Below are 12,297 nucleotides of genomic sequence, written 5' to 3' on the forward strand. Positions count from 1 at the left end.
GTGACGTCGAACGGCCACCAGAGCGGCAAACCCCTGCGCGCGGGCGACCCCCGTGAACTCGGTGGCTACCGGATCACCGCGCGCCTGGGCCGTGGCGGCATGGGCACCGTCTACCTGGCGGAGGACGCCTCCGGCCGGCCCGTCGCCGTCAAGCTCATCCACCCCGACCTCGCCGACGACGAGTCGTTCAGGCTGCGGTTCGCCCGAGAGGTGGAGTCGGCCCGCCGGGTGGCCCGGTTCTCCACGGCGGGGGTGATCGACGCCCGCCTGGAGGGCGACACCCTGTTCATCGTCTCCGAGTACGTCCCGGGGCCGAACCTGGACGAGGCGGTCCGCCAGGGCGGCCCGATGACCGGGGGCACCCTGGACGGCCTGGCCATGGGCGTGGCCGCCGCGCTCACCGCCATCCACGGGTCGGGGGTGATCCACCGCGACCTCAAGCCCGGCAACGTGCTGCTGTCCCCGGTGGGCCCCAAGGTGATCGACTTCGGGATCGCCCGCGCCCTGGAGGACTCCGGCGGGGTCACCCGGTCCAGCCAGCTGATGGGCACCCCCTCGTACATGGCCCCGGAACTGCTGATGGGCGAGCGGCCCACGGCCGCAGCCGACATCTTCGCCTGGGGCTGCCTGGTGGCCTTCGCGGGGATCGGGGAGGCGCCGTTCGACGCCGTCTCCGTGCCCGCCGTGCTGCACAACATCACGTCGGCCCCGCCCCGGCTGGAGGGCCTGGACCCGGGCCTGTACGACCTGGTGGCCGCCGCCCTGGACAAGGACCCGTCCCGGCGGCCCACCTCACAGCAGATCCTGGCCCGCCTGACCGGCCAGGACGCACCGGCCGAGGCCGAGGTGCGGCGCAGCATCAGCGACTCCTGGGAGGTGCCGACCGGCGCCCCCGTCCCGGGGGCCCCGCCCGCACCGGCCACCCCGCCGCACGGGCAGACCCCGCCCGAGGGGGCCACCACCCCCTTCCCGCAGGGGCAGGTCCACTACGGGGGCGGCACCGGCGCGAACCCGACCCTGCCCTACCACCCGGGCCGCGAACTGCCCCCCTCCGCCGCCCACCAGGGCCCCGGCGGCCAGGTGCCGCCCACCCTCCACGAGCGGGCGCACCACGGGCCCTCCGGGCCCCAGCCCCCCGCCACCCACCGGATGCCCGCCGGATACGCCCCGCCGCCGCACGGGCAGCCCGCCCAGGGCTTCCCGTCGGGTCCGGGCGGCCCCGGCGCCCCGGTGCCGCCGAACGCCGGTGTGAACGGCGAGGCCGACGGCGGCGGCGCGGGCGACGGCGCACGGCGCAGGCGCCGACTGCTGCTCGCCCTCGGGGCGGGTGCGGGCGCTCTCGTGCTGATCGCCGGGATCGGCCCGGTGGTCCTGTCCAACCTGGAGCCCCGGCCCCCCTCGGAGGAGGACAACGAGATCGTCTCGATCTACAACACCGACTTCGCCTTCAACCCCGCGTGGAACACCTATTTCTACGACGCCGAGGAGGTCGAGGACGGCGCCCTGTACTGGGAGGAGCGCCGCGGCATGCTCCTCCGGCACCCCGAGCCCTCGGGCGACGACCCGAGCCGGGGCCTGGTCGTGCCGTTGGACCGCGAGGACGACATGCCCGACCGGGTGCTGGTCACCGCCAGTGCCTACGTGATCGAGGGGCCCGAGCAGGCGACCTTCGGCGTCCGCTGCTGGGACACCTCCGGTGAGGAGTACCGCACCCAGTACGAGGCCGCGGTGCGCTACGACGGGCAGCAGGCCGAGATCCGGCGGATGAGCGAGGAGGAGGGCGACCAGGTCCTCGAACGCACCAACGAGGTCCAGGGGTTCGAGCCCTACCCGCTGTTCGAGGAGAGCGCCAGGACGGACGGGTACGACCCCGGGTCCCCGTACGAGTTCGACCGGGACGAGGTCGTGGTCAACACGCTCGCCTTCGCCTGCGAGTACGTCGAGGACGAGGGCGGCGAGGCGCGCATGGAGCTGGCCCTGTGGGTGAACGGCGAGCACGCGGTGAGCGCCGTCGACTCCGACCCGCTGCCCGCGGAGGCCGAGGATGTCGAGGACCGCCGGCGGATCGGGATGATGACCCGGTCGGGCCCCGGCCACCAGCCGATGGCGGTGCTCTACACCGATTTCTCGGTGCACGAGATCCTCGCGCAGGAGTGAGCGCGCCCCGGGGCGGGTGCCGCCGTGGCGCCGCCCCGGACGGCCTGGCATGATGCCGGGCATTCGCATTCGGCAAGGAGTGGAAGCATGCGCGCCATCGTCCTGGAGGAGACCGGCGGACCCGAGGTCCTGCGCGTCTCCGAGGTCGTCGACCCCGTACCCGGTCCCGGTGAGGTCCTCATCGACGTGGAGGCCCGCGGGGTCAACTTCATCGACATCTACCAGCGCAGCGGCCAGTACGACGTCCCGCTGCCCTTCGTCCCGGGCATGGAGGCCGCCGGCACGGTGGCCGCCGTCGGCGAGGGCGTCGGGGACCTGTCCGTCGGGCAGCGGGTGGGGTGGGCGATGGCGCCGGGCGCCTACGCCGACCGCGCCGTGGTCAAGGCGTCCCTCGTGGTGCCGGTGCCCGAGGAGGTGTCCCCGGAGCAGGCGGCGGCCCTGCTGCTCCAGGGCATGACCGCCCATTACCTGGTGAACTCGGTGCACCCGGTGGCCGGGGACGAGACCGTCCTGGTGCACGCCGCGGCGGGCGGCACCGGCCTGCTCGTCACCCAGCTGGCCAAGGAGCGGGGCGCCCGCGTGATCGGCACCGTCTCCTCCGAGGAGAAGGAGCGCATCGCCCGCGCGGCCGGCGCCGACGAGGTCGTCCGCTACACCGAGGTCCCGGTGGCCGAGGCGGTGCGCGACCTCACCGGCGGAGCGGGCGTGGCGGCCGTCTACGACGGCGTGGGCCGCGACACCTTCGACGCGAGCCTGGCGTCGCTGCGCCCGCGCGGTGTGCTGGCGCTGTTCGGGCAGTCCTCGGGAGCGGTGGACCCGGTGGACCCGCAGCGGCTCAACGCCGCCGGCTCGGTGTACCTGACCCGGCCCTCGCTGGCCCACTTCGTGGCCGACCGCGCGGAGCTGCTGTGGCGGGCCGGGGACCTGTTCTCCCTGGTGGGCGCGGGCCGCCTGGACGTGCGGATCGGCGGCCGGTACCCGCTGGCCGACGCGGGCAGGGCCCAGGCCGACCTGGCCTCGCGCCGGACCACCGGCAAGCTCGTCCTGGTCTGACCCCGGTCGGCCCCGGACGGGCCGCGCGGCGCGGCCGCGGTCCCGGGAACGGGACCGCGGCCGTTCCGGCCCGTCCGGGCTACCCCTCCTCGCGCGGGCGCGGAGCCGCCTCGGGACCGCGCACACCGGCCACCCCGGCGCGGCGCACGTCGTCGCGGGCGTCCTCCACCGCCTGCCTGGCCGCCTCCGCGGCGTCCACGGCGGCCCGCTCCGACGCGGACGGCTCGCCCGGCTCGGGCCCGGCGATCCGGGCCGGCCCGTTCACCCCGGCGTCCTCGTCCTTCTCCGTGGAGGGGCGCGAGCGGACCGCCTCCCCCGCGAAGGCGTGGCTGACGTTCTTGACCGCCTCGGTGAACTCGCCCGGGATGACCCAGAACGTGTTCCCCTCCCCGTTGGCCAGCTGCGGCAGGGTCTCCAGGTACTTGTAGGCGAGCAGCTTGGCGTCGGCGTTGTTGGCGTGCACCGCCTGGAAGACCCGCTCCACCGCCTGCGCCTCGCCGTCGGCCCGCAGGATCGCCGCCTGCTGGTCGCCCTGCGCCTCCAGGATCGCCTGCTGGCGGGCGCCCTCCGCCTTGAGGATGCGGGCCTGGCGCTCGCCTTCGGCGTGCAGGATGGCCGCGCGCTTGTCGCGGTCGGCCCGCATCTGCTTCTCCATCGCCTCCTTGATGGTGGGCGGCGGGTCGATGGCCTTGATCTCCACCCGGTTGACGCGGATGCCCCACTTGCCGGTGGTGTCGTCCAGGACGCCGCGCAGGCGGGTGTTGATCTCCTCGCGGGAGGTGAGCGTGCGCTCCAGGTCCATCGAGCCGATCACGTTGCGCAGGGTCGTGACCGTGAGCTGGTCGATGGCCTGGATGTAGTTGGCGACCTCGTAGGCGGCGGCCTTGGGTTCGGTGATCTGGTAGTAGAGGACGGTGTCGATGTTGACGACCAGGTTGTCCTCGGTGATGACCGGCTGGGGGCGCGAGGTGAACACGTGCTCGCGCAGGTCGAACCTGGTGTTGACGCGGTCGACCCCCGGGATGAGGAAGTTCAGGCCGGGCCCGAGCGTCCTGGTGTAGCGGCCGAAGCGTTCGATGTTGTACGCCCTGGCCTGGGGAACGATGCGGATCGCCGACATGGCGAGGGCGACGCAGAGGACGGCGAGGATGATGAGCGGTAGGGCATCCAACATGTTCGGCACCTGACTTCGGTTCGTGTCTGCGGCGGTGCGCGCGGCCCCGGCCCGCCCGCCCTCCCCGGCGGCCGGGCGGCCGGCTCAGGGAAGGGCCTCGCGCGGGTAGACCACGGCGGTGGCGCCGTCGATCTCCATCACGTCGACGTGCGCTCCCACGGGGATCACCAGGTCCTCGTCGATGCTGCGCGCCGACCACTCTTCTCCGGAGAGCTTGATCAGTCCCTTGTCACGGTCCACGGGCTGGAGCACCACGGCGCTGCGCCCCACCAGCCCCTCGACGCCCGAGCGCACCACGGGCCCGCGGGCGAGCTGGCGGCGCATGATCGGCCGCAGCAGGTAGATCCCGGCGGCCGAGGCTCCGACGAACCCGATGATCTGCACCGGGACCGGGAGTCCGACGGCGCCGAGCAGGGCGGCGACCAGGGCCGCCGCGCCGAGGAGTCCCAGGACGAAGGTGAGGGTGACGATCTCGATGATCCCCAGGACGACGGCGAGGACCAGCCAGACCAACCAGGCGTCCATGTACCACCCTCCCGTTCTTGTTCCGGGTATTCCTTTGCTACCCACCCAGAGCCGACGAACCACACGATTCGCTTACGAGTACGGGGATTTCGTCCTCTGATTCCGGTCGGCCCCGGGCGGCACCGGTCCGCACCGGGCGGTCCCGGCGGCGGGGCCCGCGGCGCGGGTCCCGCGGGCCCCTCGCCGGGGCGGGCGCCCCGTGTCCGGGGTCCGGCGGCGGGGCTTTCGGCCGGGGTTCCGGTCGGGAGCCCGGCGGGGCCCGGCGAGGCCTTCCGCGCACCGGTCCGCCGCTCGGGTACAAGGTGCACCCGGGCACGGCACGGCCCCCGGAGGCACCCGCTCAGGGCCGCCGGGGGCCGTGCCGCCCGTCGCTACCGTCCGCCGGAGAACTGGTAGACGAGCTGGTAGGTGGGCCGGTTCTGCCAGGCGATCGGCCACATGTTGATGCCGCCCACCGACTGGTGGATCACCGTGTCCGCGCACACCTGGGCGCCGACCGCGCAGTGGCCGTCACCCGGGTAGACCTCGCCCGCCGGGGTGGCCACGGCCTCCGCGAGGGTGTCGAGCAGGACCGTGCGGCACTCGGCCAGGTCCCCGTCGCCGCAGTAGGCCCCGTCGCCGAGCGGTCCCTCGACGTCCTGGCCCAGCACGGTGCGCAGGTCCTTGTCCACGTACGACCACCACCCGTACTGGAAGGCGGAGCCGCGGTGGGGCTGGCCCTGGTTGACGCTGCCGGGGGTGCCGCCGCCGATGTTGCCCGAGGGCGACTCGTCGATCTGCGCCGCCCTGGTCAGCTCGGTGTACAGGTCCTCGCCCAGCTCGGGCTCGAACTGGGCCCGGACCAAGAGCGGCCACCAGGCGTCCAGGATCCGGATGGAGTCGGCGTAGGAGTAGTAGCCCGCGTCCCGGAAGGGCTCGCGGCGCTGGGACCCCGCCTCGTTCCACTGCCGCAGGCCCTCGACCGCCGACGCCAGGGCGGGGTCGTCGACCTCCTCGGAGCCGATGACCTCCAGCAGCAGCGGCAGCACCTCCTGGGCGCGCAGGTCGGTGGTGCCGGCCTCCATCATCACCTGCGTCAGGCTCGCGGTGGTGAACCTGTGCCCGCCGTCGATCAGCGAGGAGACGCGGGTGTCGAGCAGGTCGCCGCGGTGCACCGAGCCGGTGGCCCAGCCCGAGGTGTACCCGTGCGCGGGCTTGTTGTTCCAGTTGACGATGTAGTCGGGGTCGACCGCCTGCGGGTGCTCGCTCTTGGGGATGTAGGAGGCGGTGTTGCCGTCCGGGTCCCAGCCGGACCAGCCCGCGTCCGAGTAGGCGTCGATGGGCAGGTTGGGGTTGGTGCCCGGGTTCCGTTCCGGGTTGGCGCCGGAGTTGACGAACGCGATGTCCTCGTCGTCCACGTAGTGCCAGTTGAAGGCGTATCCGATGTCCTCTGCGGCGTCGATGAACGTCTCCGCCGAGGTGATCTCGTCGGGGTCGTTGAAGCGCTGGAACCCGATGATGGAGTCCACCTCGTGCATGTAGGTGGAGCGCAGCGAGGTGAACGCGACCGGGGTGCCGTCCACCGTCGCGAACGACTGCACCAGCCCGTACTCGGACCGCAGCGAGGTGAGCGTGTAGCCGCCCGCCGGGGTGCCGTCGGCCACGGTGGGGGCCCACTCGTTGGTGACGCTCAGCTCCTCGAAGGGGGTGCAGTCCCCGGAGGAGTCGATGTAGGCGCGCGAGGCCTTGGTGGGCTCGGAGCCGTCGGTCTCGCACAGGTGGACGGCGAAGGTGTCGGTGAGGTCCTGGCCGGCCGAGGTGGCGCTCCAGGCGTAGTCGACGCCGCGGCCCATCTGGACGTAGAAGCTCACCCCGGCGAAGGAGGCGCCGCGGGCGCTGATCCCCGGCCCCTGGAGTTCCTGGAGCAGGAGCAGCTGGGGCGAGAAATAGGCGGTCTGCGGACCCATGACGGCCACCGGGTTGCCGCTCTCGGTGTGCTCGCCGGAGACCAGCAGGGCGTTGGACATGCCGTGCGGGTCGAGCAGGCCCTCGGGCAGCACGCCCTCGTTGAACACGCCCTCGGCGGCGGAGAGGTCGCCCTCCTCCACCATGGCGTCGAGCTCGTCCTGCTGCTCCTCGCTGAGGTCCTCGACGGTGACCTCCTCGCCCCCGTCGGGCGCCTCCGTGGCCGCGGCGAGGGGTTCGGCGGACTCCGCCGCCTGCCCGGAGGCCGCGGAGCCGTGCTCGTCGTGGACGATGTCGTAGTACTCCACCGAGCCCGGGTCGGGCCGGACCTCGCCGACGGGGTCCTCCGGGGGCCCGCTGTAGGGGAACTCGCCCGGGACGCTGACCACGGCCTCGGGATCGTTCTCCATGCGCCAGTCCTGCCACAGGGCCAGGCCCTCCTCGGCGCCGTAGCGGTCCTGGAAGTTGGCCAGGACGATGGCGGCCTGGACCTCGCCGCCACCGCCGCCGCCGAAGATGCCGCCGACCATGGAGGCGATGCCGACGACGTCGGTGACGGTGAAGGGCTCGATCTCGCCGGCGTTGGTGATGGCGTTCTTGTGCCCGGTCAGCACGTACTCGCCGGGGAAGTAGCGGCCCTCGTCGGCCTGCTCGATGTAGGTGTTGACGCCGTCGAGGTAGTCCCCGACGTCGGCCAGGGCCTGCTCCCCGTGCTCACCGCTGGCGGCGACCCGGTCGACCTGGGCCTGCTTGTCCTCCTCGGTGTAGGGGGCGTTGCGCCACAGGTCCTGTTCCAGGCCGCGGTTGCCCTCGGCGCCGCCGGCGAAGGAGGTGAGCTCGCCGCGGCCGACGCGGCGCAGCACGTCCATGAGGAAGAGCCGGTCCTCGGCGGCCGCGTACCCGGCGCCGAACATCGTGCCCTCACGGGTGCTCCCCTCGATGTGGGGGATGCCGTGGTGCCGGTCGCGGGTGATCGTGACGTCGGACCGCGGCTGGTACCTGCGGCCCACGTCGCCCTCGGCCACACCGAAGGTGGCGTCGAGGAAGAAGTCGTCCAGGCTCTCCTCGGTGAGGCCGTCGTAGTAGTGGACGAGGTCGTCGTACATGTCCAGCTGGCTGGAGGAGAACCGGGGCCGGGTCCCGAAGGCCTGGTGCCCGAGGATCTCGACGAGGGTCGCGCTGCCGTTCTGGCCCGGCGGGAGGATGTCGTGGCACCCCTCGGGCGCGCAGTAGTCGGGGAGGGGTTCGGCCAGGGCGGGTGCCGCGGGGAGCGCCGAGACGGTGGCGGCCGCGACCGCCAGGGCGACACCGGAGGCACCGGCGCGCAGCCGCCTTGCGAGCGAGGGGGGAGAAGGGGGCATGTGCTGTCACCACCTGGGGGTGCGGGCGATGGTTCAGCGGCATGTTACGTACGGGTAAGTAAATCGCGAAAGAGTTTCACGTTTGATGCCCGGACCCGCCCCCTCCCCCGCCGCGCGCCCGCGAGAAGTGGCATGTTTAGAGTGACCCACGCCACATCCAGCGGGAACGTCCCGGCACACAGCGAACGGACACCGTCACGAACGGTCCCCGACACCGCGGGAGTGGCCACATCCGGCCACGGCCCCGAAGCCCTCCCGGCCGAGGTCGTGCCCGGGATCGCGTTCCCCGGGCCCCCGCGCTTTGACACAATCGGCCCATGAACCCTTACCCTTCCCCCGACGGCGACCCCTGGCAGCAGCAGAACCAGCAGCAGCCCGACCCGTCGGCCTGGAACCCCGCCGACGGGTACGGGGCGATCGAGCCCTACGGGGCCCCCACCGGCGGCTACGCCCCCGTCCCCGCCGGACCGACGCCCGGTGGGGCGAACGAGCCCGTGCTCAGCACCATCGGGGACATCGCCATCACCCAGAACACCGTCATCACCCCCGGCGGGCGCTTCCCGATCCGGGGGACGGTGTGGACCGTCACCGACATGACCCGCACCGAGCGCAGCACCCCGGTCTGGGCCGTCATCGTGGCGATCCTCGTGTTCTGGTGGACCTGTCTGCTCGGCCTGCTCTTCCTGCTGGTCAAGGAGGAGAAGACCAGCGGGCACATCCAGGTCACCGTGCAGGGGCACGGCCACTACCACGCGGCCTCCATCCCGGCCTCGCACCGCGGCCTGTCGGCGCAGATCAACCAGCAGGTCAACTACGCCCGCAGCCTCGCGGCCTGACCCCGGCCCCGCCCCCGAGGGAGCGGGGCCGGCCGCCCCGGGGCCCCGGCGGGCCCCGGGGCGGCGTTCACAGGGCGGCCACCGCGAGCGCTCCCGCGCCCACGGCCCGGGACAGCCGGACCGCCCGGCGGATGTCCGCGACCCGGGGCGGCGGCCCCTCACCCATGCGCGGCCGCCGCTCCTCGCGGTCCCCGTAGACGTTCGCCCCGCCCAGGGACACGCCCAGGGCGCCGGCGAAGGCGGCCTCGCACTGGCCCGCGTTCGGGCTCGGGTGCCGGTCCCCGTAGCGGCGCCACACCCGCCACGCCTCCCCCGCGTTCCCGCCCACCAGCGGCGCGGCGGCGACCGCCAGCAGCGCGGTGAGCCGCGCGGGCGCCCAGCCGGCCAGGTCGTCCAGCCTCGCCGCGGGCGCGCCGAACCTGCGGTACCGCGCGTTCCGGTGGCCGACCATGGCGTCCAGCGTGTTCACGGCCCGGAAGCCGGCCAGCCCGGCGGCCCCGCCCAGAGCGCCCCAGACCAGGGGGCCGACCACGGCGTCGGAGGTGTTCTCGGCGACCGACTCCACCACGGCCCGCGCGATCTCCCGCTCCCCCAGCCCGCTCGGATCACGGCCGCACAGCCGCGGCAGCAGTTCGCGGGCCAGCTCCACGTCCCCCTGCTCCAGGGCCCGGGCCACGCCCTCCGCCTCCCGGCACAGCATGGTCCCGCCCAGCACCGCCCAGGTGACCGCGGCGGTCGCGGCCTCCCCGCCCCGCTCGGCGAGCCGCCCCAGCCCCACCGCGGGCAGGACGGCCCCGGCGGCGAACACCGCCCCGGCGACCGCCGAGTCCCGGTACACACGCCGCTCCCACCACCCCGCGGCCCGGCCGAACACCGCCACGGGATGCCCCCTCCGGGGGTCCCGCACCAGCATGTCCAGCAGGTAGCCCGCCGCCATTCCTCGTGATCGCACCGCACCACGGTAGCGACTCCGGGTCCTGGCACGCCCCACTTGATTACTCAGAGTAATAATCTATGTACATAGAGTGACCAACCCCAGAGGACACCCATGTACACCCTGACCTGGCTGGCCGTGCCCATCGGCCAGTGGTGGCACTTCTGACGCCGGGGCGCCAGGAGTTCACGAAACACCAGCGGGGGTGCAGCACACCCGGAGTTAATCACCGGTAACGTGGTGCACGGGGCCCATAGCGACCGGTTTGACGGAACACGCGCGGTAACGAGTGTCAACCACGAATCACCGTAGTTGATGAGGCTTTGCCCACCTGTGGGCGAGATCTTCCAAATACCCTAGAATGTCTGCCCGGGACACCATGACACGGGCGGACCGCCCGGTCGCAGGCCACCCCGACCACACCCTGGGTCACAACGTGGTCACGACCCGCCACCGCGGGCCACAATTGAACCGAGCACCCGTAGCTCAGTGGATAGAGCACCGGACTTCTAATCCGATGGCCGCAGGTTCGAATCCTGCCGGGTGCGCCACAAAACCCCAGGTCACAGGGGTTCCCCGAGGACCTCGCAAGAGGTCCTCGCCGCGTTCCAGGGCCTGTAGTGCTCCATGCGTGCTCCCCAGTCCAAGGTCAGTACAGGTGGGGGTCCACCTCGCCGAGCACTTTGCCCTCCCGTGGCCCTGTGACCCTGGTCGTCGACGTGCCCCGCATACGCCCACCAGAGCCCCGCACCCGCCCCCATGCCACCACGTGGGCCCGGGGCCCGGGCCATGCCCTGCCGCCCCACCAGCCGCGCACGGCCGATTCAGCCCGAACCCCTTACCCGACTGGCCTCACGCAGAAAGAAGCCGATGTGATCGATGCGTTCGACTGGGATTCCGTTCCCGGTCCCGCGGACTACTACCGTGCGACAGCGGTCCGCGACGGTCTCCGAGGTCTCACACGTGCTCGCGGGCGCATGGACGCTGCGTCGGCTGCATCCCTCCTGGCGGGTGGGGGAATCATCCATGACCACAGCGGCACGGTCCTGCCCGCTGCCGTCCCGGCGGCCCCGATCCTGCTCCAGATCGCGGAAGAGGGATGTAGCGGGGTGCAAGCGGCCGTGCTGGAACTCATCGCGAACGCGTTGGAGTTCCGTCCCTGGCCAGGGTTCGTACGCACCCGGGACCAAGTCCGTTTGTGCTGCGCGATCGCCGATCACGTCCACGCACGTGCTCCCGCCCTGACCAGGTTCGGTGACCGAAGCCGTCGCCTACTCAGGGCGGCCCGGGAACACTGGCGGGTGGACGTCGAGGAGATTCACACCGAAGGCACCGACACCCTGGTGTTCGGCACCATGGCTGGATCACTACCAGTGGTTCCGCAAGCAGCCGAACTCCACGTCGGTGGCAGCGTTGCCGGTGTAAGCACCCTGACCATGGAGTATCCAGCAGTCGAGGATCACGCGCAGGTGTGCATTCGTCTGGCCGCCACGAAACTGTCGAAGACCCACTCCGGAGCCAGGCTGTACAACGCATCCTGCGGCGGATAGGACGCACAACGATCAGACCTTTGATCCGATGGCCGGCCACCTCCGCCAACAGTGAAGCCCCAGGCCAGGCGGGGTGAACCCGCCACAGGACTCAGGGCTCGGGGCGCTGATTCGCTCCTGGTGTGCTCCCCCATCCGCAACCCGACCGACACCGGCGTCCCGCGCAGCAGCTCAGCGGTCGCTTCGGCCGCCGCTTTGGCGACGTCGGGGTAGACCGATTGGTAGGTGTCCTGGGTGAAGTGCGTAGTCGCGTGGCCCAGCTCAGAGGAGACCACCCTCATGTCCGTGCCCGCCGCCAGGGCGAGCGAGGCGGCCCCGCGGCGCAGCCCGGGCATCGTCCGGGTAGCCAAGACGAGCCGGTCCTGGAAGGTCTGGGTTTGAGCCACACAAGGACAGGTGGGTGGAGCGGGGCGACAGACGGCTGCCGGGAGGGTATGCGGGGGCGGGAATGTCCTCGCACACCCCCGGGCGCCGCGCGCCCTATGTGAAGGAACCCGCCTACTGGGTATAAGTCTGGATTCCTATAGGCCCACCCACAGGGGCGTTGACCTGTACTGATAACGCGCTAGGGGTGGGCCGCTCAAGGCGGCCCACCTATCGGCGGCGTTATCGACCCCTCGCTCGACGGCCCACCCTGATCAGTTTCCCTCGGAGGCTGCCGAGACGCCTTCAGACCGCTTCGACGGTCCGAGAAATCACCTCAGGTTTCTTCTTCCCGACCGTTGATCGAGAAGCCCGCGACGGCACCATAGGAGTTCAGGAA

Annotated in this window: 8 protein-coding genes, 1 tRNA gene and 1 pseudogene; 5 read left to right on the forward strand and 5 right to left on the reverse strand. The window is 72.3% G+C overall.

Translation table 11 applies throughout. From position 1 onward, the window contains the following. Together ABZ249_RS14025 and ABZ249_RS14030 are read left to right on the forward strand one after the other, a co-directional pair. Positions 1–2,157 carry a serine/threonine-protein kinase gene (locus tag ABZ249_RS14025; RefSeq protein WP_355261945.1) on the forward strand — a complete coding sequence of 719 codons (2,157 nt, stop codon included), beginning with the start codon at positions 1–3 and terminating at the stop codon, positions 2,155–2,157. Between the two features lie 87 nt (positions 2,158–2,244). Beyond that, a complete protein-coding gene (locus ABZ249_RS14030; protein ID WP_355261948.1) occupies positions 2,245–3,210 on the forward strand; it encodes a quinone oxidoreductase in 966 nt (321 codons plus the stop codon). A 79-nt stretch (positions 3,211–3,289) separates the two neighbouring features. Here ABZ249_RS14030 and ABZ249_RS14035 read toward each other — a convergent pair whose 3' ends face one another. The 3 genes from ABZ249_RS14035 to ABZ249_RS14045 all read right to left on the reverse strand — a co-directional run bounded on the left by ABZ249_RS14035 (position 3,290) and on the right by ABZ249_RS14045 (position 8,214). Then, positions 3,290–4,384: an SPFH domain-containing protein gene (locus ABZ249_RS14035; RefSeq protein WP_355261951.1), complete on the reverse strand. Its 1,095-nt coding sequence runs from the start codon at positions 4,382–4,384 to the stop codon at positions 3,290–3,292. 84 nt (positions 4,385–4,468) lie between these two features. Further along, positions 4,469–4,909, reverse strand: a complete 441-nt coding sequence (locus ABZ249_RS14040) for an NfeD family protein (protein WP_355261954.1) — start codon at positions 4,907–4,909, stop codon at positions 4,469–4,471. A gap of 371 nt (positions 4,910–5,280) precedes the next feature. Then, positions 5,281–8,214: a penicillin acylase family protein gene (locus ABZ249_RS14045; RefSeq protein ID WP_355261957.1), complete on the reverse strand. Its 2,934-nt coding sequence runs from the start codon at positions 8,212–8,214 to the stop codon at positions 5,281–5,283. Between the two features lie 317 nt (positions 8,215–8,531). Here ABZ249_RS14045 and ABZ249_RS14050 point away from each other — a divergent pair, with 317 nt between their 5' ends. After that, positions 8,532–9,050, forward strand: coding sequence for a hypothetical protein (locus tag ABZ249_RS14050; RefSeq protein WP_220559575.1), 519 nt, complete (start codon positions 8,532–8,534; stop codon positions 9,048–9,050). A gap of 67 nt (positions 9,051–9,117) precedes the next feature. Here ABZ249_RS14050 and ABZ249_RS14055 read toward each other — a convergent pair whose 3' ends face one another. Next, positions 9,118–10,002: a cobalamin biosynthesis protein gene (locus ABZ249_RS14055; RefSeq protein ID WP_355261961.1), complete on the reverse strand. Its 885-nt coding sequence runs from the start codon at positions 10,000–10,002 to the stop codon at positions 9,118–9,120. Between the two features lie 457 nt (positions 10,003–10,459). Here ABZ249_RS14055 and ABZ249_RS14060 point away from each other — a divergent pair. Both ABZ249_RS14060 and ABZ249_RS14065 read left to right on the forward strand, forming a co-directional pair. Beyond that, a tRNA-Arg gene (locus tag ABZ249_RS14060) sits at positions 10,460–10,535 on the forward strand. A 321-nt stretch (positions 10,536–10,856) separates the two neighbouring features. After that, entirely contained in the window at positions 10,857–11,534 is a 678-nt protein-coding gene (locus tag ABZ249_RS14065; protein ID WP_355262458.1) for a hypothetical protein, read from the forward strand. 158 nt (positions 11,535–11,692) lie between these two features. Here ABZ249_RS14065 and ABZ249_RS14070 read toward each other — a convergent pair. Next, positions 11,693–11,872: pseudogene (locus ABZ249_RS14070) on the reverse strand (site-specific integrase); the annotation flags it as partial. Between the last annotated feature and the right edge of the window lie 425 nt (positions 11,873–12,297).

This window comes from Nocardiopsis sp. NPDC006139, from assembly GCF_040614155.1.
GTDB lineage: Bacteria > Actinomycetota > Actinomycetes > Streptosporangiales > Streptosporangiaceae > Nocardiopsis > Nocardiopsis changdeensis.